The following is a 24,024-nucleotide window of genomic DNA, read 5'->3' as shown; positions in this document are numbered from 1 at the left end:
CTCAAAAAAGGGCATGCGGGATCAGCGCCGGCAGGGCCGTCGCCACAGTGGGATGGGTGGAAGAGGGGAACCGCCCCGGGGCGGCCCCCCGTGGATCAGGCCGAGGGCCGGGCGGGGGTGTGCGCGGCCTGGGCGGCAGCGAGGGCCGCGTCGGTGTCGGCGGCCGCCAGCAGGGCGTTGATGTGGGCTCCGGCCAGCGCGCCGGCCGCGGCGGAGGCACCTACCTGCGCGGTCGGCTCGGTGGCGTTCCCTGCCACCCACACGCCGGGGACGTCCGTGGTGCCGGCCGTGGCGGAGGCGAAACTGCGGCCCATGCCGTCGGGCAGGTCCTGCATCGGGAGCTTCAGCCCGTCCAGGCCTTCGGTGCGGGCCTGCAACCGCGTGGCCACCGCGAGCACGCTCCGGTCGACGACGGTGCCGTCCACCAGACGCAGGCCGGTCAGGGTGCCGTCCTTGTCGACGACGTCCTTCACCTCGGTCTCGACGATACGGATGTCGCGAGCGGCGAACCGGGCGCGTGTCTCCTCGTCCAGGTCGGTGCCGTGGGTGAAGTACACGAGGTCGTCGGTCAGTTGACGGAACAGCAGTGCGTGGTGCAGGGAAGCGGGACCGGTGGCGAGGATGCCGATGGGTTCGTCGCGCACCTCCCAGCCGTGGCAGTAGGGGCAGTGCACGACGCTGTCGCCCCAGTGCTCGGCCAGCCCCGGCACCTCGGGCAGTACGTCGCGCAGGCCGGTGGCCACCAGGACGCGGCGTGCGGTCACGCTCCGGCCGTCGGCGAGGGTCAGGGTGAACCGAAGGTCACCCGCGACCGGTTCGGCGTGCTCGGCGGAGACCACTTCGCCGCGTACGATCCGCCCGCCGTAGGCGCGGACCTGCCGGCGCCCGCGGAGAAGGATCTCGTGCGGTGGGATGCCGTCCAGGACGATGAACCCGTGCGTCGCCGCGGCAGGTGCGTTGCGCGGGGTGCCACTGTCGATCACGACCACGGAGCGGCGCGAGCGGGCGAGCATCAGCGCGCCGTTGAGGCCCGCCGCGCCCCCGCCGATCACCACCACGTCCACGGTCTCGGCGGGCAAGGCGTCGCTCTCGTAGCGGGAAGTCTGCGCGGACATGTCGCGCCCCTTTCGTCGTACGGGGTCCTCGTGCAGGACTCCCTCTGCGCTCGACGTTAAGTCCGCATTGCAGGTTGGGCATACAATCTTGCCCATGACGCAAGAAGATGAAGCGTTGGACAGCCTCGTACGCAAACGGATCCGCGCACTGCGGGTCGCGCAGGGCTGGTCCCTGGAAGAACTGGCCACCCGTGCCAACCTCAGCCAGTCCTCGCTGAGCCGCATCGAGAACGGGCAGCGCCGGCTCGCCCTGGACCAGCTCGTCACCCTCGCCCGCGCCCTGGACACCACCCTCGACCAGCTCGTGGAGAACGCCGCCGACGACGTCGTCATCAGCCCGATGATCGACGCCGCTCACGGTCTGATGCGCTGGCCCGTCAAGGCCGACCCCGGCATGAGCGTCATGCGGCAACGCATGACCGAACCGCCGCCCGACAACCCTGCGCGCATGCGCGCGCACCCCGGCCGCGAATGGCTCGTCGTGCTCTCCGGTGCCGCCGTCCTCATGCTCGGCCACCGCCGGTTCCGCATCGAGACCAACCAGGCCGCCGAATTCCCCACGATGCTGCCGCACGCGATCGGGGCCGAAGGCGGCCCGTGCGAGATCATGGGCATCTTCGACCGCGACGCCCGCCGTGGCCATCAGCGGGACACGGGCAAGCCCGGTGAGTGCGACGACGCGAAGGGCCCCTGCGAACAGTGACCTCGAAAGGTCGACCTCCGCGGGCACGGGGGCCGATCTTGCGCCGTGAGCAGCACATCGGGCGACCTGTTTGCGTATCTCGCAAGGTGCTGTGCGATTGGCGCATGGAGTGCTTACGGTGAGGTCATGACCCCAGCGCACGCACACACCCCCCACCACGACGGCTCGCACAGCCACCACGAGGACCACGACGACAGCGGTCAGGCGGAGATCCTCGACCTGGACGCCGAGGTCCTCGCCGAGCACATCGCCTCCATCACCGCCTGGCTGCCGCTGAAGGCCGAGCCGCGCCGCATCGTGGACCTCGGCTGCGGCACCGGCGCGGGCACCTTCGCCCTGCTCGAACGCTTCCCCGAGGCACACGTCACCGCGGTCGACGCCTCCGCCGGGCACCTGCAGCTCCTGCGGGAGAAGGCGTGCGCCCGCGGCGTCTCGGACCGGGTGCGCACCGTGCAGGCCGACCTGGACGCCGATCGCTGGCCCGACCTCGGCACACCGGACCTGGTGTGGGCCTCCGCGTCGATGCACCACATGGCCCACCCCGACCGCGCGCTGCGCAGCGTCCGCGAACTCCTCACCCCGGGCGGGCTGTTCGCCGTCGTCGAGCTGGACGGCTTCCCCCGCTTCCTGCCCGCCGACGCCCCGGAAGGCCGACCGGGGCTGGAGGAGCGCGCCCACAGGGCGACCGACAGCTTCCACGCCGAGCACGTCCCGCACCGCGGCGCCGACTGGGGCCCGATGCTGACGGCCGCCGGGTTCGACGTCGAGGACAAGCGCACCGTCACCGTCGACATCGAGGGCGACCGCAGCGCGGCCATCGGCCGCTACGCCCACGGCAGCCTGCAGCGCATCCGTGGCGCCGCCGCACCCGCGCTCAGCCCCGAGGACCTCACCGCCCTCGACGAACTCCTCGACGTCGACGGCCCGCACAGCATCCTGCACCGCGACGACCTCGCCGTACGCACCGAGCGCTCCGTCTGGGCCGCCCGCCGCCCCTGACCGCTCCCGGGCTGTCGCCCGGTTGCCCGCCGGACGGCCGCCGACCGCCACCTGCTCGGCCGTCGGCCCCGCCGCCTCCTGAGCGGAGCGGACGGTCCATGGCAGGGGCGGCAGGAGTCGAACCTGCGGCATCCGGTTTTGGAGACCGGCGCTCTGGCCTCTGAGCTACGCCCCCTCGACGGACCTCAGCCTGACACGGTCACCTGCCCGTCGGCCACGGGATATCGCACGGCCGCGAGCGCAGGGCGGCCCCCGGCCGTCGGGCACAGCCGGTGTGACCAGTCCCAACTGGGGGCCTTTCAGGGCTGGTTGGGCTCGGACCCCTACGGGGTCACTGGGGGTCTTGCCGGATGCCGGGCGGGCCGGCGGCGGGCGAGGATCGCCTCCTCGGACGAGCCGGAGGAGCAGTCATCGTGGTGAACGGTCAGGCATCGGCAGTACGGAGCGGCAGGCGTGGGGGAGGGCGGTGCGCTGTCGCCTGGGGCGCGGCGCTGACCGTGCTGGTCAGCCTCGCGGGCGCGGAAGTGGCGAGCGGGCAGCCCGGGGGAGTGAAGGGCGCGGAGGTGAGCGGGGCGCCGGCGTCCGGGCCCGCGGGGGCGGGCTCGCACATCACGTGGAAGCCGTGTGAGGAGGACGCCTCGGCCCAGTGCGGTGCGCTCTCGGTGCCGGTGGACTGGGACAGGCCGGACGGGCAGAGGTTCGACCTCCGACTGGCCCGGCGCAAGGCCACCGATCCCGGCGCGCGCGTCGGCTCCCTGGTGTTCGGGCCCGGCGGGCCCGGGGACTCGGGCGTGGAGCGGATCGTGGGCAAGGGCAACATGAGCCGGTTCAGCGACACTCTGCGCAGCCGGTTCGACGTCGTCAGCTTCGATCCGCGCGGCGTGGGGGCGAGCAACCCGGTCCGCTGCTCGCAGAAGCTCCTCGCCAGACGGCCACCGACGGTCATCGCGAGCCAGGCCGCGTTCGACGCCACGGTGACGTACAACCGCACTCTGCGCGAGGACTGCAGGCGGCACACCGAGAACGGGCTCTTCGACCACGTCGGCACCCTCAGCATGGTCAAGGACCTCGACGCCATCAGGGCGGCACTCGGCGAGCGGTCCCTCACCTTCCACGGCAGTTCGTACGGCACGCTGCTCGGCGAGCAGTATGCGGAGCAGTACCCGCAGCGGGTGCGCGCCTTGACCCTGGAGTCGGTGGTGGACCACAGTCTGGGCACGCGCGCGTTCCTCGGTACGCAGGCCGCCGCTCTGCAGGACTCCTTCGACGAGTTCGTCGCCTGGTGTGCGCGGTCCGAGAGCTGCGTCCTGCACGGCTCGGACGTGCGGGCCCTGTGGGCGGACCTGCTGAACCGGGCCGAGCGCGGTCAACTGCAGCACGACGGCACGGCGCTGACCCCGTTCGACCTCAACGTCCTGGTGATGAAGCTGCTCTACGACCCCGAGTGGGCGGAGCTCGGCAGGCTCCTGCAGGGATTGAGCCAGAACAACGCGGAACAGGAGGGGCCGGCCGCCGAGTCCACGGACCAGGACGAACCCGCCCTCGGCGCCAACCCGTTCGAGGTCTTCTGCCAGGACTGGCGGCTGCCGGTCAGCAACTACGCGGACTACGCACGGCAGTTGCACCGCATCGCCGGAATCGCGCCGGACATGCGCTACCCCCGCGCCCTGATGTCCGTCTCGGCCTGCCTGGGCGCTCCGGAGCCGAACAACCCGCAGCATCGACTGCGGGTGCACCACAGCCGCCCCCTCCTGCTGACCAACGCGGTCCACGACCCGGCGGCCGGTTACAACTGGGCCACACACGTCGCCGAACAGCTCGGCGACCACGCGGTCCTGCACACCTACCAAGGCTGGGGCCACGGCACGTACACCAGCAGCCCCTGCGCCCAAAAGGTGGTCGACGACTACCTGATCTCGCTCAAGGTCCCGGCGCGCGGGGCGAGTTGCCCCGCCGTCGAGCCGGCCGGGTGAGGCGCATCTGCCGTGTGCCGCTGCCGGTGACGTAAGCAGGGAGACGACGTCGCTCGGGCCGACTCCCGGCGGGCCGGACCCGGCCCGGATGTGGCAACCTGCCACGGATGGGGTCCAAGGGCGGCGGGAAGGCTCACGCCGTCCGCAGGAGCGGGGAGGCGACGGTGTTCGGCACAGGCGCGAAGTTGTTGGCGGGCACCATGGCGGCGCTCTGCCTGGTGCTCATCGGCCCCAGCGCACCGAGCGGCGCCCTGGTCTCCGCGCCCCTGCCGGCCGGGGCCGCGGATGACGTCGTACCGAACAGGGTCATCACGTGGAACATCTGCAACCCCTGCGGGAGCGGGAACAACGCGGGGCGGGCGGCGGAGATCGCCACCTACGCGCCGCAGGTCATCGGCCTCCAGGAGGCGTGCGTACGGGACGTCGAGGAGATCCGGGACCGCCTCAAGCGGTTCTACGGGCTGACGTACCACGTCAAGTACGGTTCGGTGCTGCGCAATTGGGGGCGTTGCGGGGGCTGGCCCTGGCGTCCGGGAGGCTTCGGGCAGGCGATCTTGTCGGCGGCGCCGATGACGGACCACGAGGTCGTGGAGTACCCCGAGGGCGGGTCCGAGGACCGCGGCTACATGGCCGTCACCACCAAGGTCGGCGGCCGGCCCGTCCGCGTCTTCGCCACCCATCTCGCCGAACGGCGCCAGGAGGCGGTGCGGGCGACGCAGGTTCCCGTACTCGCCGCCGAAGTGGCCCGGTACGAACGGGCCGTCGTCCTCGGCGACTTCAACGCGACGCCGAGCACCCCCGAACTCCGCCGGATGTGGGACGTGGCCACGGCCGCCGGCCGGCAGTGCCGCGCCTCTCTCGAGACGGCCTGCGAGCCGACCACCGACTGGCACCTGAAGTTCGACTACGTGTTCCTGCGGGGCATCGACGCGCTTGCACACCGAGTGCATCCCAGCCCGTACTCGGACCATCACCTGATGCAGGCCGATCTGAAGCCGATTCCGGGAGGGCCGAGCACGTGAGGTGAGGCGCCTCGCGGAGATCGTGGCGAGCCTTCCCCAAGGACTCTCCGTGGGGAGGAAGACCTGAAGGACTCTCCGTGGGGAGGAAGACCTGCGGGCGGGGTGCGGGGGATCTACGGGGACGTCACACCGTGCGACGCGTGCCGGAGCTGGTTCAGCGTCGGTCCTGGAGCACCACCGCGGGCGGATCGCCGCGCGCCCACACCTCGTTCAGGGTGCCGGGCGATACGCCCATCTCGCGGTGTGTGGATGCACACCGCCTCTCGCACCCCGCCGAGTGCGAGACTCGGGCACTTCCGGCTAAAACTATCGATATGCCGGGAAAGTGCGCTCCGATAAATGGCCCATTGAACGGCGGTGCAAGTGGCCCAGACTTTTGGGTCGTTTTGTTCTTAGTGTCGTAGGCGTGACCACGAAGGCGTCTGCGTCGGCTGGTGTCCGTCCACGGCTGTGTGCGAGGGCGGATGCGGCCGGATGGCGCCGAAGCCGGTCAGGGCGGGCGATCGACCTCCTGAGGTCGAGGCCCGCGCTCCGCAACGCGCGATGCCAGTCTCCTGTACGCCTCCTTCTCAAAGGAGCCCCTCCATGCAAGCCATCACTGTCCAGGACCGTGACGCAGGCATCAGCGGCCTGGCCCTCACCGAGCTGCCTTCTCCGCATGCCGCCGAGAACGACGTGATCGTGCAGGTCCACGCCGCCGGGTTCACCCCGGGCGAGCTCGACTGGCCCGGCACCTGGACCGACCGGGCCGGACGTGACCGCACGCCGAGCGTGCCCGGGCACGAGCTCTCCGGCGTGGTCACCGCACTGGGCTACGGCACCACCGGCCTGACGGTCGGGCAGCGGGTGTTCGGGCTGACCGACTGGGCCCGCAACGGCTCGCTGGCCCAGTACACCGCGGTCGAGGCCCGCAATCTTGCGCCCCTCGCGGCCGACATCGACCACGTCACGGCCGCCGCGCTGCCGATCTCCGGGCTCACCGCCTGGCAGGCACTGTTCGACCACGCCCGCCTGACCGCCGGTCAGAGCGTGCTCATCCACGGCGCCGCGGGCGGTGTCGGCTCCCTCGCCGTGCAGCTGGCCCGCGAGGCGGGCGCCCGGACGATCGGCACCGGGCGGGCGGCGGACCGTGACACCGTTCTCGGCCTGGGCGCGGACGCCTTCGTCGATCTCCAGGCCGAGCGCCTGGAGGACGTCGGCGAGGTCGACGTGGTGTTCGACGTGATCGGCGGCGAGATCCTGGAACGCTCCACCGCCCTGGTCCGCCTCGGCGGCACCCTGGTGACCATCGCCGAACCCGTCACCGTCCATCCCCGCGAGGGGCGGGCGGTCTTCTTCGTCGTCGAACCCGACCGGGTCCGGCTCGCCGACCTCGCCCAGCGGCTGCGGGAGGGGCGCCTCAAGCCGCTCGTCGGCGCCGTCCGGCCGCTCGCCGAGACGGCGGCCGCGTTCGCCCCGGACAAGCGGACCCCGGGCAAGACGATCATCCGGGTCACCGGAGACGACTGAAAAGAAGGGGCCCACCCCACCCCGGGCGGGCCCGCCCCCACGCCCCAACCATCTGCCCCACGCCCCAACCATCCACCCTGCGCCGCTGCCTGGAACGCTGCGGCTCCCCACCATCGAGGAACCATGAACAACACCCCCCGTGTCAACATCAGCAAGCAGCACCCGTCCAGCTACAAGGCGCTGATCGCCCTGTCCGCCACAGCGGAGGAGGGCGCCGCCGCGGCCGGCCTCGACCCCCTCCTGCTGGAGCTGGTCAAGCTCCGCACCTCGCAGATCAACGGCTGCGCCTTCTGCCTGCGCATGCACACCCGCGACGCCCTCAAGAAGGGCGAGAACCCCGACCGCCTGGCCGTCCTGGCCGCCTGGGCGGAGACCGGCTACTTCACCGACACCGAGCGCGCCGCCCTGCGCCTGGCCGAGTCGATCACCCGGATCGCCGACGGGCACGTGAGCGACGCCGATTACGCCGCCGCGGCCACCTCGCTCACCGAGGAACAGATCTCCGCCGTCGCCTGGCTCACCACCGTGATGAACGCCTTCAACCGCGTTGCCGTCACCAGCCGCTACACCGTCACCGGCGACTGACGCTCCCGCTCGACCGCTTCGTCCCCGGCCGACGCAAGTGCAGGGGCCTGCGCACGGACCGGGACCGCGGACGATGCACCGCGAAATCGCTCCTCTAGGCTGACGCCGTGACTGAGGAGCAGGAGCGGGTGCAGCCGTCGGGCGTGTGGGCGACGGCGGTCGGAGTGGCGAAGGTACGGGCGCGGGAGAGCGAGCGCGCGGACGCACTGTTCCGCGATCCCCTGGCGCAGGCCTTCGCCACCGCAGGCGGCCGGGGACCCTCGTCGTCGCCACCGCCGGACGACGAGGCGGACAGGCGCCGCCGGGCGGGCCTGGCGCTCTCCATCGTCATCAGGACGAAGTTCCTCGACGACCTGTTGCGGCAGGCCACCGCCTCCGGGGTCCGGCAGGTCGTGCTGCTCGGCGCCGGCATGGACAGCCGGGCCTTTCGGATGGACTGGCCCGAGGGCACCCGGCTGTTCGAGGTCGACACCGCCGAGCCCTTGGACTTCAAGGCTTCGGTGCTGCGCCGGGAGCGGGCCGTCGCCCGCTGCGAGCGGATCACCGTCGCGGTGGACCTGCGGGAGGACTGGCCGAGCGCGCTGGCCGAGGCAGGGCACGACCCGACGGAGCCGACCGTGTGGATCGCCGAAGGCCTGCTGATCTATCTGCCCGAGGACGCGGTGGAGCTGTTGCTGGCCCGGATCGGCGCGCAGTCGGCGGCAGGCAGTCGGATGGGGCTGACGTTGGGCTCGCGCGGCGTGATCGAGCGCTTCGGCGTCGACGCCGCGCCGGGATCGGCGGTGTCCATGTGGGTCTCGGAGATGCCCGACGACCCGGTGAGCTGGCTGGCCGGACACGGATGGGAGGCCGGCAGCCACACCCTGCGCGAGTGCGCTGCCGCCTACGGCCGTCCGATGACTAGCCCGCCCCAACGCGCGGAAGGGCCCGGCGGACTGATCTCCGCACTGCGCCCGTAGCGACAGCGCGGGGAGAGCGCCTCGCGCGTTCCTGGACGATCGCCTCCGCCGCTGCGGCGGTGGCATCGTTCAGGCGGGAACGAAGAGGTGCTGCGGTGAGCTGTCGAGGACGAGTCCGTTGTCGAAGCGGACCCGCACCCGCACGCGGGGTCCCTGTTCGCGGAAAGCGGTCCAGGCCGGTTCCAGCGCGGCGATCTTCTGTTCGAGCTGCTTCTTGCTCTCCGGGGGCATGGTGTCGCCGTAGGAGTCCAGGAGCGACGCGAGGCGTCCGTACTCGGCGGCTTCGGGGGTCTCGCCGGTCTGCTCGGTGACATGGTCCACGGTTCCCGGGGTGCCTGCGGCGAGGGAGAGGATGCCGATGGCCGCCTCGGTCTCCTCGGACGGGTCGGTCAGGCGGAGGTCACCGGCCAGCTTGACCCGCTGGCCTTCCTGCAGAGTCATCGTCTGTTCCTGTCTGTCTCGCGGTGTGTCCTGCGCGTCCCATGATCGCGCCTGTGGCCCGGCTCCGCGGCCCGCGTTCGCCGCGCGTGAAGCAGGGCGGGGCCGGTGGCCGTGGCGGAGGCGGGAGTTGAGCACCGACATGGGAGGTCGGTGACCCACAGGACACGCAGGACCCACAGGTCGCCCTCGTGCATTTCCGCGAACGGCGGCGCGGGGTCGGGCCGTTTCACGGAACCAGGCCGTTTCACGGATTCGGGCCGCTTCAAGGAAAGATGTGGCCCAGGGGATCGTGGCCGCCGGCGCGGACGCGACCGCGGCAGTGCACGGTTCGCGCGCGAAGGGACGGGACATGGCCCAGGTGGGAACAACGGCGGTACTGGCGCTGGTGCCGGAGGCGGAGCCGCTGTTGAAGGTGGCAGCCGACGCGGATCCACGCGTGGTGCGGCCCGGTGTGCCCGCGCACGCCGCGCTGCTCTACCCCTGGCGGCACGCCGACCAGGTCGACGCGCGAGGACTGGAACGGCTGCGCGCCGCACTGCCGGACGGCCCGGTCCGGCTCCGGCTGTCCTCGGTGGAGCAGCGAGACGGTTTCGTGGCGGTCGCGGTGCCCGAACTGCAGGCCGCGGCAAGCGCCTTGCGGGCCGCGTATCCAGGAAGCGTCCCTTACGGCGGCCGCTTCGGGCAGGACCCGCCGGTGCATCTCACCGTGGCCCTGGGCGCGGACGCGGACACCGCGCAAGCCGTCGCCGACCGTGCGGCGGCGCTCCTGCCGATCACTGCCGAGGTGAGCGCGCTGTACGTGGTCGCCCTGACCGACACCGGGTGGCGGGGACTTGCGGAGCTTCCGCTTTCAGCCATCAGTTGAAGAAAGTTCTGGCGACGGCGGCCGGTTTCCGCAGCTCACCCGCGCGCCGAATGGTCTAGGCCTCTAATGAACCGGAAAGGCATTCCCGTGCGCCTCCATCTGTGGCTCACTATGTCGTGTTCGTGACAACCGGACGCGCGTAGATCCCGCGGGAGTCCTCGGCGACACGTGCGACCGCACCGCAGCTCCTCACCCCCACCACGCAGGAGGAAGCCATGTCCCGCCGGAGCCTCACGTTCGGATGCGCCAAGCGAAGACTCACCGCCGCCTGTGTCGCCGCCACGAGCGCCGCCCTGACCCTCGCCCTGATGTCGGGCAGCGCCTCCGCCGCTCCGCTGCCCTCCGACGGCGTCGTGCCGCTGGGCCAGGGCTACATGGGCGTCGGCTATGTGCAGGACAGCGAGGACTTCACGCCGGACACCCGGCAGTTGGGCCTCGACGCGACATCGGACGACGACGCGAACATCCTGGCCAACCCGGTGGGGATCGACGTCTCCAACTGGCAGGGCGCCATCAACTGGGGCTCCGTGCGCGCCGCGGGCATCGAGTTCAGCTGGATGAAGGCGACCGAGGGCACCACCTACAAGGACCCCAGCTTCAGCACCAACTACCTGGGCGCCTACAACGCCGGCGTCATCCGGGGCGCCTACCACTTCGCGCGGCCCGACCTGTCCGGCGGCGCGGCCCAGGCGAACTTCTTCGCGAGCAACGGCGGAGCCTGGTCCCGCGACAACCTGACGCTCCCCGGCGTCCTGGACATCGAGGGAAGCTGCTACGGCAAGACGGCTGCGGCAATGCAGTCCTGGATCCTCGACTTCTACAACACCTACAAGGCCCGCACCGGCCGCGACGTCGTGATCTACACCAGCGCGAGCTGGTGGAACTCCTGCACCGGCGGCTGGAGCGGCATGTCCGCCAAGAGCCCGCTGTGGGTCGCCCACTGGACGTCCGCGACCAGTCCCAGCATCCCCGGCGGCTTCCCCTTCTGGACCGTGTGGCAGTACACGTCCACCGGTGCGGTGAGCGGCATTTCCGGGAACGTGGACCGCGACCGCTTCAGCGGCGACCGCTCGCGACTGCTGGCCCTGGCCAACAACACCCCCTGACCGCGCCGTTGCCGGGAGGACGGGTGTGCTCCCGGCATGATCGGGACCACGGGTCGGAGCGGGCCGGTCGAGCCGCTCCGACCCGCAGTTCCGCACCGGCCCCCGGGCCGGGCACCACGGCAGTCCCGCGAAGGAGCACGTCATGAGCCCGACCCCACAGCCCTCGCCCTCCCAGCCCTGGGATGCGCAGCTCCCGACTCCCCGACCCTTGAGCAGGCGCGGCGCCCTGCTCGCCGGAACCGCGGCCCTGGCCGCGGGACTGGGGCTGGCGGGCACGGCGGCAGCCGCGCCCACGACCGGCCCCTCACGCGCCTGCCCGCTCTCCCTGACCCCGGCGCAGCGGGCGGGGCAGCGCGTCATCCACTCCTATCCCGGACTCACCCCGCCCGCCCGGCTGTTGGACGCCATCAGTCAGGGCCGCAGCGCCGGAGTGATCTTCTTCGGGGAGAACATCAAGAGCCTCAGCCAGATCGAGGGCGTCGTGAACGAACTCAAGGAGGCGCACGCCTCCGCGCCCGTGACGGCCCCGCTGCTGCTGATGACCGACCAGGAAGGCGGCCTGGTGCGCCGGCTGCCCGGCGAGCCCGTCCAGTCCGCGAAGGACGTGGGCGCCTCCGCCGATCCCGTCGCGCAGGCCGAGTTCACCGGCAACGGCGCGGGCCTGAACCTCGCGGGCGTCGGCATGAACGTCAACCTGGCACCGGTCCTCGACGTGTACCGCACGGCCGGCGACTTCACCGACCACTCCGAGCGGTCGTACAGCAAGGATCCCGAGGCGGTCAGTACCTGCGGCTCCACCTTCGTCGCCGCCCAGCAGGACACCGGAGTGGCGGCCACCGCCAAGCACTTCCCCGGCCTCGGTGCCGCATCGGCGAACCAGAACACCGATCTGGGACCAGTCACCCTCACCACTTCGGCGACCACGCTGCGCGCAGTGGACGAGCTGCCCTACCGCGCCGCGATCGCTGCCGGGACGAAGCTGGTCATGCTGTCCTGGGCCGTCTATCGGGCGCTGGACGCCGACCTGCCGGCCGGCCTGTCGCCGACGGTGGTCGGCGAGCTGCGGGGCCGGCTCGGCTTCTCCGGCGTGACGATCACCGACGCCCTGGAGGCCGGAGCGCTGGGGGAGTTCGGCGGCACCGCGCAACGCGCCGTGGCGGCTGCCGCCGCCGGCATGGACCTGATCCTGTGCTCGTCCCGCGACACCGCCCAGGGAGAGGACGCGGTGAGCGCCCTGAGCGAGGCCCTCGCCGCGGGCACGCTCGACGAGGCGGCCTTCGACGCGGGTGCGTCCCGGGTCAATGCACTGCGTGCCTGGTTGTCCTGACCCCACGGCTCAAGTGGCGGCCCTGGCGCGCGCGTTCGGGCCGGTGCCGCCCTCGGCGGTGCACGCCGCCGGCTCGGCCCGGACGCAGCCGGGGCCGTCCGTCGTCACGGCCCCGGGCGATAAGGCACGAGCCCGGGGTGTACGGGAGGGCGGCCGCCGTAGCCGTAACGCTCGGCGAGAAGGCGCTTGCGATGGCTGCTGCGGCGCAGGGCGGTGATCAGGACGATGGCGACACAGATGCCGATCCCGAGCACCGGCAGAGCGATGGCGAGGACCAGCCCGATCGTCAACGCCGTCATGTGCAGGGAGTTCCCGAAGGCGTACCGGGACGGCGCCATGGAGGAGCAGGTGACCGCGTAGTCGCCCGTCTGCGACACCTTGGCGGTGTAGAGCAGATGCCAGGTGTCGCCACTGGTGAGGGTCACGTCCGCTCCCGAATCGGTGAGGCGGGGGTGGCCCGGGCCGCTGATCGCGCACTCGCGGCCGTCGCCGGGCCCCGGGTCCTTGGTCCAGATCGCCTTCTCGCCGTCCTGGTCGAGCCGCACGGTGACGGTGTCGCCGTTGGCGAACTGGTGGCCGGTGTCCACGGCACCGAGCGCCTTGTCGAGCCGGTATACGCCGAGGGCCACGCCGAGCACGATCAGCACGACGGCGATCGCGGCCGCGATCACGTACCAGTACCGGCCGGGCCGGAGTTCGTTCGCCGCTATCTGCGGCGGCGGGAAGGGATGCATCGCCACACTTTAGAGCGCCCGCGGGCCCGCCCTCCCCTCGCTGCCGGGGGGGCATACGTAATGCTCTGCTGCCGACGAATCGTCCCCGCAGGGTGGATGTGCCCTGCATGGAAGTGCGATCAGGGGGCATGTGGGGTTGCCTGAACATGTTGCCCTCCTGTTCGGAGGGCGTGCGCAGCGGTGCAGACCGGGCGCGCGCCCGGCGAAGAGGAGGTAGGAGGAAGGGTGATTCGTGAGCGCGGAGACGACACAGCCGACGCACGACAGTGAGCCGGAGTGGGATCCGGAGGCGGTACGCCGTCATCGGGGTCTGTTCCGGGTGATCGACCGCCGGCGCAACCCCAAGCTGCGGCGCAGTGACATCACGGTGACCGAGGAGCCGGCCGTGCGGCGTGCGGTGAAGGCCGCGATGCTCGGCAACGCCATGGAGTGGTTCGACTTCGGTATCTACTCCTACATGGCCGTCACCCTGGGCAAGGTGTTCTTCCCGTCCGGCAACCCGACGGCGCAGACCCTCGCCTCCTTCGGCGCCTTCGCCGCGGCCTTCCTGCTGCGGCCGATCGGCGGGTTCGTCTTCGGGCCGCTCGGCGACCGCATCGGCCGCAAGAAGGTCCTCGCCCTCACCATGATCATGATGGCCCTCGGGACGTTCGGGATCGGCCTGGTGCCCTCCTACGCCGCCATCGGGCTGTGGGCACCGGCCCTGCTGCTCCTCTTCCGTGTCATTCAGGGCTTCTCGACCGGCGGTGAGTACGGCGGTGCCGCCACCTTCATCGCCGAGTACGCGCCGGACAAGCGACGCGGATTCTTCGGCAGTTACCTGGAGTTCGGCACGCTCGCCGGATACGTGGGGGCCGCCGGACTCGTGACGGTCCTCACGACCGTCCTGGACGACGGCGCCATGACCTCGTGGGGCTGGCGCGTGCCGTTCCTCGTCGCCGGTCCGCTCGGTCTGATCGGCATGTACATGCGTCTCAAGCTGGAGGACACCCCGGCGTACCAGGAGCTGGAGCGCGAGCAGGAGGGCGGAGCCGAACGCCCGAAGTTCCGGTTCGGCCCGTTCTTCCGTGACCACTGGCGCGCGCTGCTGCTGTGCATGATCCTCGTCGCGGCGTACGACATCGCCGACTACGGCCTGCTGTCGTACATGCCGACGTATCTCACCGACGAGTTGAAGTACGGCTCCACCGCCGGGCTCGTCGCGATCGTCGTCGTCATGGTCGTGCTGATGTGCCTCGTCCATCCGCTCGGCGCCCTGTCCGACCGGATCGGCCGCAAGCCCGTGCTGCTCACGGGCATGATCGGTTTCGTCGTGCTGTCCCTCCCGGCGTTCCTGCTCCTGCGCACCGGCGGCCATGTGGCGATCTATGCGGGGCTGTTGCTCATCGGCCTGTGCCTGTTGATGTTCCTCGCGACGATGTCCGCAGTGCTGCCGGCGCTCTTCCCCACGGAGGTGCGCTACTCGGCGCTGGCGATCTCCTTCAACGTCGCCGGCTCCCTCTTCGGCGGCACCACGCCGCTGGTGATGGAGGGGCTGACCAGCGCCACGGGCAACAACCTCATGCCGGCGTTCTACATCATGCTCGCCGCCGTGGTCGGAGCGGTCGCCGTCCTGTTCCTGAAGGAGACCGCGCGCCAGCCGCTGGCCGGTTCCCCGCCCGCCGTCTCCACGCCGGAGGAGGCAGCCGACATGGTCGCCGCCCAGTACCCCCGTGGACCGCTCTCGCAGTGGCCGGGCGACGCGGAGACCACTGCCGCGGACCCCGACTCCGACCGCGGCACCCCGGAACCCGTGGGGACCGCCGTCTGAGCGGCTCCCCGGTTCCCGGGCCGGGCGCGGTTTTATCCGCGCTCGGCCCGCACGTCGCCGTTCACCGTCGCCAGACGCATCGTGGCGGCGTGCGAGGCGGTGGCGGTCGGGATGTCGATCCGCGGCCGCCCGTTGTCGGTCGTGGCGTTGACGCGATAGGCGGGTGAGTCGTCGGGGACCGTCGCGTCGACCGAGCCGTTCGTGGTGGCCGCGTCGATGCGGGACGGAGCAGTGGCGCAGCCCACAGTGACGTCGCCGTTGACGGTCTGCGCGTGCAACGTGGCAGCGCGCAGGTCGTGGGCGCGTACGGACCCGTTGCGGGTGGTCAGACGTACGGAGGAGCCGGTCCGTCCCGCGTCGGTGACCGTCACGTCGCCGTTGACCGTGGTGAGGTCCAGGGCGCCGGAGACTCCGGCGGCGTCGATCCCCGCGTTGCGGGCCGAGACGGTGACGCCCGTGCCGGCCGGGATGTCCACTTCCGGCATCCGCGGACAGGGGTCCCGGGAGTCCGCACCGTCGGGACAGGACAGATCGAGCACCCTGTGGTCACCCTTGCCCGACCAGCGATGCCCGGTGTGCGCGACGATCGTGACCCGGTCGCCGGAGGCAGGGCGCAGCCGCACTCCGTTGTCGGTGACGACGGTCAGGCGTCGGCCGGTCGACACCCCCTCGGGCGTCGCGTGATCAGCGGCGTCCCCTCCTCTGCCGTCCCCGCACGCGGCGAGCACGGGAAAGGAGGTCACAACGGCGAGCGCGACGATGCCGCACCTCAGGTGTTTCGCTTTCCCAGAGGTCATGCGGACCGGGTGCCCCGTCGCACCGCCCGCACGCCTTGGCCAGGGCCTCGCCGAGAGTCTCCGTCCGGTTCACGGCGGCAAGCCAGGCGCGCCGCCGGTCATCGCTTGAGGCGCACCTCCTGGAGGTCTGTCTGCACGGCCCGGCCGTCCTCCCAGGCGTTGGCGCCCGGCGCGACGTCGGGCACAGGGATGTCCGCACGGTTGTGCCGCTTGTGGGAGGTGGAGACACCGAGCCTGCGGTCCCGTTCCCGGATCAGCTCCTGCGAGAGCTGCCCGTCCTCGGTGAAGCCCATCATCAACTGCGGCACACCATAGGGAAAGTCGTCGCGGTCGTACTGCCACGTGTGGAAGGTCTTCCCGTACGTGGTCACGAGGTCCTCGAAGTACGCGTGCTCGGCCATGTCGGGGATGCCGGGTGCGGTGAGGGCGCCCGAGGAGACCTCGTAGTGGTGGCTGTGCCACAGCTGCTTCTCGTCCTCGGGCAGGGCACGGAACCGTTCCTCGCTGATGATGTACTCGATGCCGATCAGCCGGGCGTCGGCCGCGTTCCGGTCGAAGATGACGCACTGGTGCAGGTCGTGCCGCAGATGGATGCAGAAGTGCGTCGCCTCGACCTGACGGCCCATGTCGTCGGCGTACATGTGGAAGCCGTTGAGGTAGGTGCTCATCGCGGCGAGCGGATACTTCGGCTGCAGGGCGCCGGCCGCCAGGTCCAGCGCACGGTGTTTGAGCGAGTGCCCTGTGCCGATCCTGCCGACGGTGGCGGCCTTGCGGCCGAGCAGGAGTCCGGCCGCGGCCGTCAGCCCTGCCGCGACGCCGATCCCGACGGCCGCGGCAGGTCCCCGGCCGGAGCGGTGCGAGCGATGTATGTCGTGTGGGAGAGCCATGCGCGGCGGGTGCCCCCGCATACGGAACGCATAACCGCTGAGCGCCCACCGGGAATCCGTCGCACGGCACCGAGTGCGAGGCCGCGAAGGGAGTCATGGGTCACACCGGAACTGGGGGGTTTGGCCCACGGATCATGGGCACACGGGGCGAGAGGAAATATGACGAACTCTTCACAGGCATCACACACAGAGTCCGAAGCCCCCGACGAGACACAGAGCAAGACACCCACCAAGAAGAGCCGCACGAGCCGCAGTTCCAGTGAGCGCTCCCAGAGCGCACCGCCGCGCCGGCCGAAGAGGCTTCGCCCCGTCGAAGCCCTCCGTATGGCACGCGAACAGCTGGGTGACCTCACAGGCAAGCCCGTTGACGCCGTCACCACGTTCGCCGCCACCGACGACGGTTGGTGCCTCGAGGTGGAAGTCCTGGAACTGACCAGGGTTCCCGACACGATGAGCCTGCTGGCCAGTTACGAGGTCACCCTCGACCAGGAGGGGATCCTGACCGGCTATCAGAGGCTGCGCAGGTACGAACGCGGTCGGTCCGACGACCGCTCCTGACAGCGAGAAGCCGGGGCCCACGGCCCCGGCACACCGAGAAAGCCAGGCGGCGGCGCGCGTTTTCCGCGCCCCGTCCCCACGGCGTACACGAAAGAAGAGGAGGTACTGCCCATGACTGTTGCCACTCAAGGCGGCGGTGGAGGCGGCGGGACCAGCGGACTTTACGACGTCCTCGAGCTGGTCCTGGACCGCGGGATCGTCATCGACGCGTTCGTCCGCGTGTCCCTGGTCGGCATCGAGATCCTGAAGATCGACGTGCGGGTCGTCATCGCGAGTGTCGACACGTACCTGCGCTTCGCCGAGGCCTGTAACCGCCTCGACCTGGAGACCGGCGCCAAGAAGCCCTCCGGCCTGACGGACATGGTCGGCGACACGGTGGAATCCGGCGCCAGGGGCAAGACCAAGGGCGCGCTGTCCGGCGCCGCGGAGACGGTCTCCGAGGCGTTCAACCAGGCGCGCGAGGAAGGTTCGTCCAAGTCGCGTCAGCGCCGCACGTCCAGCCGCAAGGAGGAGCAGTAATGAGCACGTACGTCTACGGGATCGCGGCCGCCGACCACCCCACTCTTCCCACGGGGATGGAGGGCATCGGCAGCCCCGCGCTGACGGTCCGCACCGTCACGTCCGCCGGGCTGACCGCGGTCGTCAGTGACGCCCCCGAGAACCTGCGCCCCAAGCGCCGGGACCTGCTCGCCCACCAGAACGTCCTGTCCGAGGCGGGCGGCGGAGGCACCGTGCTGCCCCTGCGCTTCGGCAGCATCGCCGCGGACGACGACGCGGTCGCGGCCGCGCTCGACGGGCGCGCCGAGCACTATCAGGAGCGGCTGCGCAGCCTGCGCGACCGTGTCGAGTACAACGTCAAGGTCCAGCACGACGAGGACGCGGTCCTGCGCGAGGTGATGTCCGGGGACGCCGAGCTGCGCGCTCTGGTGGAGCGCAATCGCACCGCCGGCGGCGGCTCGCACGAGGACAAGCTGCGCCTGGGCGAGGCGGTGGCGGGCGCCGTGCAGCAGCGCGAAGCGGTGGACGCCGAGGCGGTACGCGCGGCGCTGGAGCCGCACGCGGAGGCCGTGAGCCCCGCGCCCGACGGCAGCGGGTGGATAGTCAACCTCTCCTTCCTGGTGGACCGTTCTTCCCCCGAACACCTGCTGAGGGCGATCGAGGAACACCAGCAGGCCCATCCCCACCTGGTCTTCAAGGTGAACGGCCCGCTCCCGCCGTACAGCTTCGTGGAGCCGGCTCCGGAAGCGTCCGCGGTCGGTTGAGGAGGCTGTCATGGGTCTGCTGAGCGAGGTGCTCCTGTTGCCGCTGGCCCCGGTCAGAGGCTCCTTCTGGGCGCTGGACCAGGTGGTCGCCGAGGCAGAGCGCCAGTACTACGACCCGTCCGCCGTGCAGGAGCAACTCGCCGCCCTAGAAAAGCAGTTGGAGGCGGGGCAGATCGACGAGGAGACGTTCGACCGAATGGAGGACGAACTTCTCGACCGGCTGGAAGCCGGTAACAGAAGACAAACAGGCGCGTGATGTCAGGCGCGCCGGAACGGACGGCACACCATGAACCGAGCAGCACTCGGACTCGCAGTAGGCGCCGGCTACATGCTGGGGCGCACCAAGAAGATGAAGCTCGCGTTCGCGGTCGGCACCATGGTCGCCGGTAAGAAGCTGCAGCTCAGTCCTCAGGCCGTCATGGACATGGTGCGCAGCCAGGTGGACAAGAACCCGCAGTTCAAGGAGATAAGCGGGCAGCTCCGCGAGGACTTCCGCGGTGTCGGCAAGGCCGCGACGGGGGCGATCCTCGAGCGGCAGATAGAGGGCCTGGCCGGCAAGCTGCGCAACAGCACGGCAGGGGTCCGTGACCGTCTCGACGGCGCGTCGTCCGAGCCCGAAGAGGCACAGGACACGGCCGAGGAGGCCACGCAGGACGCGGACGACGACGGCAAGGCCGCCGAGGGCGCGACATCGGAGGGCAGCCGCACGCCCGAGCGGAAGTCCGGCCAGACCGGCCGGACCCGCCAGTCCGCGGAGCGCAAGACGGCACCACGAGAGCGCACGCAGAGCACGTCCAAGAACTCGCAGAGCACGTCCAAGAAGACGACGAAGACGACGTCGGGCTCGGGCACGGCGAAGAAGACCGCCGGGGCCGCGCGGCGTGCTCCGCGCGCCGGAGCGAAGGGAGAGCGCGGCAATGGCTGAGCTGCCCACGACGAATCCGTTGAAGGACCTCGCCAAGAGCGAGGCGGCCGACCGGCTCAAGGCGGAGGCGCAGGACTACCTCGCCGCGCAGGCGACCCGCCTGCTGACCGGCGCCGGCCGCAAGCTCGGCCAGACGACGACGAAGTTGAACGACATCGCCGAAGGCAACAGTCCGGGCTTCGCCCAACTCGCCCTCGACGGTGGGCGCAAGCTTGCCGAGGGCAAGGGGCCGTTGCGTGCCGCGGTCGAGACGGGCGCCGGTCACCTCAAGGACAGCGTCGTCGACGGTGCGAAGAACCTCTTCGGCATGGGAAGCAAGGGCGGCAAGGGCAAGTCCAAGTCGGGCAGCGGCCAGAAGCCGACGGTCATCCTGGAGAGCATCGACGTCGGGGTGGACGTCCGTACCGCCTACGACCAGTGGACCCAGTACCAGGAGTTCTCCACGTTCGCCCGGGGCGTGAAGAACGCCAACCGTGCGGACGACGTGACGTCCGACTGGCAGATGAAGATCTTCTGGTCGAGCCGCAGTTGGAAGGCGCACACCACCGAGCAGGTTCCCGACCAGCGCATCTGCTGGACCTCCGAAGGAGCCAAGGGGACCTCGAAGGGCGTCGTCACCTTCCATGAGCTGGGGGAGAACCTCACGCGGGTCCTGCTGCTCATCGAGTACTACCCCAAGGGTCTCTTCGAGAAGACCGGCAACATATGGCGGGCACAGGGCCGCCGTGCCCGTCTGGACCTCAAGCACTTCGTCCGTTTCATCTCGATGAAGGGTGAGGCGACGGACGGCTGGCGCGGAGAGATCCGTGACGGCGAGGTCGTGCGCACGCACGACGACGCCGTGGCCGAGGAGGAGGAAGCTGAGAACGCCACCGACTCCGACTCCGACTCCGACGTCGATGCCGATGCGGAGTACGAGGACGACGAGCCCGAGGGCGAGTACGAGGACCTCGACGAGGACGAACTGGTCGACGAAGACGAGCCCGTCGACGAAGATGAAGAGTTCGACGAGGACGAAGAGTTCGAGCAGGGCGTCGAGGAACCGGAAGAGGAGTACGAGGACGAGGAGCCCGTGGACGAGTACGAGGACGAGGACGAGCCGGCCGAGGACGACGGTCGTCGTCGGCGTGAGCCCGCGGGTGCGCGGAGCCGTGGATGAGCACCGCGAGCTCCTTTCCCGACTCGTCCCTGGGCGGCGGGAACTCGGGGGCCAACCTCGCCGACATCCTCGAACGCGTCCTCGACAAGGGCATCGTGATCGCGGGTGACATCCGCATCAACCTGCTCGACATCGAGCTGCTCACCATCAAACTGCGCCTGATCGTGGCCTCCGTCGACAAGGCGAAGGAGATGGGCATCGACTGGTGGGAGCACGACCCGGCCCTTTCCTCGGGCGCCCGGAGCAAGGAACTCGCCCGGGAGAACGCCGAGTTGAGGGAGCGCCTGGAGGCGTTGGAGTCTGCTGGGGAGACAGGCGCGCGCGAGCAGATCGACTCGGCGCGCAAGAAGGAGACCAGGGATGAGTGAACTCCGGTACGTCTACGCGGTCTGCGGTTCCCTCGACGCCCCGCTCGCGGCGGATCTGACCGGCGTCGCGGGGGCGGCCCCGCATGTGCTGCACCACGTCGGACTGACGGCCGTCGTCAGTCCGGTGCCCGCCGAGGAGTTCTCCGAGGACGCGCTGCGCCGCAACCTGGAGAGCCTCGACTGGCTCTCCGACACCGCCCGCGCACACCAGCGGGTGCTCGGGGCCCTCGCTTCGGTCGCCAGCCCGCTGCCGTTGCGGTTGGCCACGGTCTTCCGTGACGACAGCGGTGTCCGGGCCATGCTGGAGGAGCAGGCCGAACGCTTCCGTGCCTCGCTGGACCGCATCGACGGGCGGGTCGAATGGGGCGTGAAGGTGTACGTGGAAGAGCCCGAGGCGAGCCCGGACGCCGGGAGCGGCGCGGGGTCCGGGGCGCGGAGCGGACAGGGCCGGACCTCGGCGGACTCGCTCGCCGCGGGATCCGGCCGCGACTACCTGCGGCGCCGCCGGGCCGAGCGGAGTGGCCGCGAGGAGGTCTGGCGCCGGGCCGAAGGGTTCGCCCAGAGCCTCCACGACGAGCTGTCGCGGCAGGCCCACGAGACGTGCCTGCACCCTCCGCAGAATCCCGAACTGGCGAGGACGACGGGCCGCAACATCCTCAACGCTGCCTATTTGGTGGAGCGTTCGACGTCGGAGGCCTTCATGGAAGCGGTCGACCGCCACAAGGACGAGCAGCCCGGCCTGCGAGTGGAACTGACCGGTCCCTGGGCCGCGTACTCCTTCTCGCAGCCCCCGGAGGAGCGGCAGGACGGGTCACCGGCGTCGGTGAGTGAGGTGTCATGACGGTCATAGAGCGGCGGGAAGTGGCGCTCGTCGACCTGCTGGACCGGCTGCTCGCGGGCGGTGTGGTGCTGGCCGGCGACGTCACGCTGCGCATCGCCGACGTCGACCTGGTCCGGATCGACCTGAACGCGCTGATCAGTTCGGTCAACGAGAATGTCCCCTCACCCTGGGAAGACCTGCTGTGAAACCCGACGACGACGCGCACCGCCCCCACGGGGAGGCGCAGAACACCGACACCGAGGCCTGCGCCGCCTGCGGAGCGCCTCCGGCGCCCGCGCCGGTCCAGGAGAGGCGGCGCGGGCAGATCAAGATCGAGCCCGACACCGTCGAGCGCGACCTGATGAAGCTGGTGCTGACGATCGTGGAACTGCTGCGGCAGTTGATGGAGCGTCAGGCACTGCGCCGCTTTGACATCGGCGATCTGTCGGAGGACCAGGAAGAGCGGATCGGCCTGACGCTGATGCTGCTCGAGGACCGCATGGCGGAACTGCGCGAGCGCTACGACCTCGGCCCCGAGGACCTCAACATCGACCTGGGGCCCCTGGGCCCGCTCCTTCCTCGCTGACACGCTCCCGTACCCACCGGGCGGTACGGGACGCCGCGCATCGTCCCCGCCGTTCGGGGAATCCGTGAAGCATGACTGTGCGTGTGCTGCGATCACTGACGGTGCCCCATCGCCTGGACGAGGTGGTCACCTACCTGAGTGACTTCACGCGGGCCGAGCAGTGGGACCCCGGCACCGTGACGTGCCGGCGCACCGACGCGGAAGCCGGCCCCGTGCGCGAGGGCAGCACCTGGCACAACGTGTCCACCTTCCGCGGACGGCGCACGGAGCTCGACTACCGGCTGCAGCGTCTGCACGCCGACCGGCTCGTCTTCGTCGGGACCAACAGCACCGCCACGTCGACGGACGACCTGACGTTCCAGGCCCACGGCGCGAGCACGGAGATCGTCTACCGGGCGACGATCGAGTTCCACCCGTGGTGGGCCAAGCTCGCCGAGCCGGTGCTCAGGCGCACGTTCGAAAAGCTCGGGGACACCGTCACCCGCACCCTGCCCCGTGCACTGGCCGAGGCCCTCACTCCGCACGACGCCCAGGACCGGACCGACCCCCCGTCCTGATCCCGGATCCCGGCGTGGTCGTCGCCCTCGCACATGCCTCCTCCTCAAGAGCGGGGTGAATGTTTCGGCAACTGCTGCGAAAGCCTTCTGCGGGCGGCGAGGCGTGACGAGGCGCCGTCGGGTCTATCGGCCGACGGCGTACGTGAAATGCGCGTGCAGGCGGCGCCGGTGGTCGAGTTCCCGGGCGGGCCCGGTGAGGGCGACCCGTGCGGTCAGCCGTGGCTCGGTGCTCGACGCGCTGAGCCGCAACTCCAGTGCGCCGGGCTCCACGAGGCGTCGTCCCTCGCGCCCGGTGAACGAGGCGAGATCGGCGGGCACGCGCACCCGGACCCGTACGGCTTCCGCCGGAGCCAGCTCCGGCAGGCGTACGTAGCCGATGAGCCGCTGCACCGGCTGCACCACGGACGCGACCGGGTCGTGGAGATACAGCTGGACGACCTCGGTCCCGGGCCGCGCGCCCGTGTTGCGCACGGTGCAGGCGAGGGCGAACTCGCCGTCCGTGGCGGCGAGTTCACTGCTAATCTCCAGGTCGCTCCAGGCGAACGTGGTGTAGGTCAGTCCGTGGCCGAAGCCGAATGCCGGGGCCGGGTCCAGGTTCGAGACCTCGGTGGCCTGGCCGAGCCGGGGGGCGAGGTAGGTGGACGGCTGGGCGCCGGGCCCGCGGGGGATGCTGACGGGCAGCCTGCCCGACGGTCTCACGCGGCCGCTGAGCACTCCGGCGAGCGCGCCCGCGCCCTCCTCCCCGGGGAAGAAGGTCTGTACGAGCGCCGCGCCCTCCCGGACCGCGCGGCCGAGGGCGTAGGGCCGGCCCGCGAGCAGCGTCACGACGACCGGTGTATCGGTGTCCAGGAGCGCGTCGAGGAGCTGTTCCTGGGCGCCGGGCAGGGCGAGGGAGGAGGCGTCGCAGCCCTCGCCGCTCGTGCCGCGGCCGAAGAGGCCGGCCCGGTCGCCGAGCGC

Annotated in this window: 28 protein-coding genes and 1 tRNA gene; 22 read left to right on the top strand and 7 right to left on the bottom strand. The window is 70.9% G+C overall.

Annotation, left to right across the window (positions count from 1 at the left end):
• Positions 1-95: 95 nt before the first annotated feature.
• Positions 96-1,115 (bottom strand): NAD(P)/FAD-dependent oxidoreductase, encoded by a 1,020-nt coding sequence (locus tag G3I40_RS36535; protein ID WP_164559122.1) that lies wholly within the window; start codon positions 1,113-1,115, stop codon positions 96-98.
• Between the two features lie 94 nt (positions 1,116-1,209).
• On the opposite strand from G3I40_RS36535, the gene G3I40_RS36530 reads away from it, so the two are divergent.
• Both G3I40_RS36530 and G3I40_RS36525 read left to right on the top strand, forming a co-directional pair.
• Entirely contained in the window at positions 1,210-1,818 is a 609-nt protein-coding gene (locus tag G3I40_RS36530; RefSeq protein WP_164559121.1) for an XRE family transcriptional regulator, read from the top strand.
• A 126-nt stretch (positions 1,819-1,944) separates the two neighbouring features.
• Positions 1,945-2,817 (top strand): class I SAM-dependent methyltransferase, encoded by an 873-nt coding sequence (locus tag G3I40_RS36525; RefSeq protein WP_164559120.1) that lies wholly within the window; start codon positions 1,945-1,947, stop codon positions 2,815-2,817.
• Positions 2,818-2,916: 99 nt separating this feature from the next.
• Here G3I40_RS36525 and G3I40_RS36520 read toward each other — a convergent pair.
• A tRNA-Trp gene (locus G3I40_RS36520) sits at positions 2,917-2,992 on the bottom strand.
• Between the two features lie 238 nt (positions 2,993-3,230).
• Here G3I40_RS36520 and G3I40_RS36515 point away from each other — a divergent pair.
• The 5 genes from G3I40_RS36515 to G3I40_RS36495 all read left to right on the top strand — a co-directional run bounded on the left by G3I40_RS36515 (position 3,231) and on the right by G3I40_RS36495 (position 8,865).
• Positions 3,231-4,790 (top strand): alpha/beta fold hydrolase, encoded by a 1,560-nt coding sequence (locus G3I40_RS36515; protein ID WP_343245131.1) that lies wholly within the window; start codon positions 3,231-3,233, stop codon positions 4,788-4,790.
• Positions 4,791-4,897: 107 nt separating this feature from the next.
• Complete coding sequence (locus G3I40_RS36510) at positions 4,898-5,812, top strand: endonuclease/exonuclease/phosphatase family protein (protein ID WP_239092152.1); 915 nt, start codon at positions 4,898-4,900, stop codon at positions 5,810-5,812.
• A 585-nt stretch (positions 5,813-6,397) separates the two neighbouring features.
• On the top strand, positions 6,398-7,321 hold the full coding sequence (locus tag G3I40_RS36505; protein ID WP_164559119.1) for an NADP-dependent oxidoreductase: 924 nt from the start codon (positions 6,398-6,400) through the stop codon (positions 7,319-7,321).
• 123 nt (positions 7,322-7,444) lie between these two features.
• A complete protein-coding gene (locus G3I40_RS36500) occupies positions 7,445-7,906 on the top strand; it encodes a carboxymuconolactone decarboxylase family protein (RefSeq protein WP_164559118.1) in 462 nt (153 codons plus the stop codon).
• A gap of 107 nt (positions 7,907-8,013) precedes the next feature.
• Entirely contained in the window at positions 8,014-8,865 is an 852-nt protein-coding gene (locus G3I40_RS36495; RefSeq protein WP_343245130.1) for a class I SAM-dependent methyltransferase, read from the top strand.
• A gap of 69 nt (positions 8,866-8,934) precedes the next feature.
• Here G3I40_RS36495 and G3I40_RS36490 read toward each other — a convergent pair whose 3' ends face one another.
• Positions 8,935-9,306, bottom strand: coding sequence for a hypothetical protein (locus tag G3I40_RS36490; RefSeq protein WP_164559117.1), 372 nt, complete (start codon positions 9,304-9,306; stop codon positions 8,935-8,937).
• 274 nt (positions 9,307-9,580) lie between these two features.
• On the opposite strand from G3I40_RS36490, the gene G3I40_RS36485 reads away from it, so the two are divergent.
• From G3I40_RS36485 to G3I40_RS36475, 3 genes are all read left to right on the top strand, one after another.
• Complete coding sequence (locus G3I40_RS36485; protein ID WP_343245129.1) at positions 9,581-10,171, top strand: 2'-5' RNA ligase family protein; 591 nt, start codon at positions 9,581-9,583, stop codon at positions 10,169-10,171.
• A 215-nt stretch (positions 10,172-10,386) separates the two neighbouring features.
• Positions 10,387-11,277, top strand: a complete 891-nt coding sequence (locus G3I40_RS36480) for a GH25 family lysozyme (protein ID WP_164559116.1) — start codon at positions 10,387-10,389, stop codon at positions 11,275-11,277.
• Between the two features lie 142 nt (positions 11,278-11,419).
• Positions 11,420-12,604, top strand: coding sequence for a glycoside hydrolase family 3 N-terminal domain-containing protein (locus G3I40_RS36475; protein ID WP_164559115.1), 1,185 nt, complete (start codon positions 11,420-11,422; stop codon positions 12,602-12,604).
• A 104-nt stretch (positions 12,605-12,708) separates the two neighbouring features.
• Here G3I40_RS36475 and G3I40_RS36470 read toward each other — a convergent pair whose 3' ends face one another.
• Positions 12,709-13,338: a hypothetical protein gene (locus tag G3I40_RS36470; RefSeq protein WP_164559114.1), complete on the bottom strand. Its 630-nt coding sequence runs from the start codon at positions 13,336-13,338 to the stop codon at positions 12,709-12,711.
• A 232-nt stretch (positions 13,339-13,570) separates the two neighbouring features.
• Between G3I40_RS36470 and G3I40_RS36465 the strand changes: the two genes are divergently transcribed.
• Positions 13,571-15,148 (top strand): MFS transporter, encoded by a 1,578-nt coding sequence (locus G3I40_RS36465; RefSeq protein WP_164559113.1) that lies wholly within the window; start codon positions 13,571-13,573, stop codon positions 15,146-15,148.
• 32 nt (positions 15,149-15,180) lie between these two features.
• Here the strand turns inward: G3I40_RS36465 and G3I40_RS36460 are convergent, their stop codons facing one another.
• A complete protein-coding gene (locus G3I40_RS36460; protein WP_164559112.1) occupies positions 15,181-15,945 on the bottom strand; it encodes a DUF4097 family beta strand repeat-containing protein in 765 nt (254 codons plus the stop codon).
• Between the two features lie 98 nt (positions 15,946-16,043).
• Entirely contained in the window at positions 16,044-16,832 is a 789-nt protein-coding gene (locus tag G3I40_RS36455; protein ID WP_164559111.1) for an OBAP family protein, read from the bottom strand.
• On the opposite strand from G3I40_RS36455, the gene G3I40_RS36450 reads away from it, so the two are divergent.
• The 11 genes from G3I40_RS36450 (at position 16,809) to G3I40_RS36400 (ending at position 23,067) form a co-directional block, all read left to right on the top strand.
• The gene (locus tag G3I40_RS36450; RefSeq protein ID WP_343245128.1) at positions 16,809-17,390 is read left to right on the top strand and encodes a gas vesicle protein; all 582 of its coding nucleotides are present in this window, start codon (positions 16,809-16,811) and stop codon (positions 17,388-17,390) included. The two genes, G3I40_RS36455 and G3I40_RS36450, sit on opposite strands and share 24 nt — an antisense overlap.
• 111 nt (positions 17,391-17,501) lie before the next feature.
• Positions 17,502-17,909: a gas vesicle structural protein GvpA gene (locus tag G3I40_RS36445; protein WP_164559109.1), complete on the top strand. Its 408-nt coding sequence runs from the start codon at positions 17,502-17,504 to the stop codon at positions 17,907-17,909.
• A complete protein-coding gene (locus G3I40_RS36440) occupies positions 17,909-18,652 on the top strand; it encodes a GvpL/GvpF family gas vesicle protein (protein WP_164559108.1) in 744 nt (247 codons plus the stop codon). Before G3I40_RS36445 ends, G3I40_RS36440 begins: the two co-directional genes overlap by 1 nt.
• A gap of 10 nt (positions 18,653-18,662) precedes the next feature.
• A complete protein-coding gene (locus G3I40_RS36435; RefSeq protein ID WP_164559107.1) occupies positions 18,663-18,908 on the top strand; it encodes a gas vesicle protein GvpG in 246 nt (81 codons plus the stop codon).
• A gap of 30 nt (positions 18,909-18,938) precedes the next feature.
• The gene (locus G3I40_RS36430) at positions 18,939-19,577 is read left to right on the top strand and encodes a DNA primase (RefSeq protein ID WP_164559106.1); all 639 of its coding nucleotides are present in this window, start codon (positions 18,939-18,941) and stop codon (positions 19,575-19,577) included.
• Positions 19,570-20,736, top strand: coding sequence for an SRPBCC family protein (locus G3I40_RS36425; protein WP_164559105.1), 1,167 nt, complete (start codon positions 19,570-19,572; stop codon positions 20,734-20,736). The genes G3I40_RS36430 and G3I40_RS36425 overlap by 8 nt, the downstream gene beginning before the upstream one ends.
• Positions 20,733-21,104, top strand: coding sequence for a gas vesicle protein (locus tag G3I40_RS36420; RefSeq protein ID WP_164559104.1), 372 nt, complete (start codon positions 20,733-20,735; stop codon positions 21,102-21,104). The genes G3I40_RS36425 and G3I40_RS36420 overlap by 4 nt, the downstream gene beginning before the upstream one ends.
• Positions 21,097-21,945, top strand: coding sequence for a GvpL/GvpF family gas vesicle protein (locus G3I40_RS36415; protein WP_164559103.1), 849 nt, complete (start codon positions 21,097-21,099; stop codon positions 21,943-21,945). The genes G3I40_RS36420 and G3I40_RS36415 overlap by 8 nt, the downstream gene beginning before the upstream one ends.
• Entirely contained in the window at positions 21,942-22,130 is a 189-nt protein-coding gene (locus G3I40_RS36410; protein WP_164559102.1) for a gas vesicle protein, read from the top strand. The genes G3I40_RS36415 and G3I40_RS36410 overlap by 4 nt, the downstream gene beginning before the upstream one ends.
• Positions 22,131-22,249: 119 nt before the next feature.
• Positions 22,250-22,510: a gas vesicle protein K gene (locus G3I40_RS47650; RefSeq protein ID WP_343245133.1), complete on the top strand. Its 261-nt coding sequence runs from the start codon at positions 22,250-22,252 to the stop codon at positions 22,508-22,510.
• A gap of 71 nt (positions 22,511-22,581) precedes the next feature.
• The gene (locus G3I40_RS36400; protein ID WP_164559100.1) at positions 22,582-23,067 is read left to right on the top strand and encodes an SRPBCC family protein; all 486 of its coding nucleotides are present in this window, start codon (positions 22,582-22,584) and stop codon (positions 23,065-23,067) included.
• Positions 23,068-23,190: 123 nt separating this feature from the next.
• Here G3I40_RS36400 and G3I40_RS36395 read toward each other — a convergent pair.
• Positions 23,191-24,024 (bottom strand): glycoside hydrolase family 3 C-terminal domain-containing protein (locus G3I40_RS36395; RefSeq protein WP_203645407.1); only part of this gene is annotated, 834 nt, incomplete at its 5' end.

Origin of the sequence: Streptomyces sp. SID14478 (assembly GCF_010548525.1) — a bacterium.
In the GTDB taxonomy this organism is placed as follows: domain Bacteria; phylum Actinomycetota; class Actinomycetes; order Streptomycetales; family Streptomycetaceae; genus Streptomyces.
The sequence above is the reverse complement of the archived record's forward strand: the minus strand, read 5'-3'. Positions and strand labels throughout refer to the sequence as shown.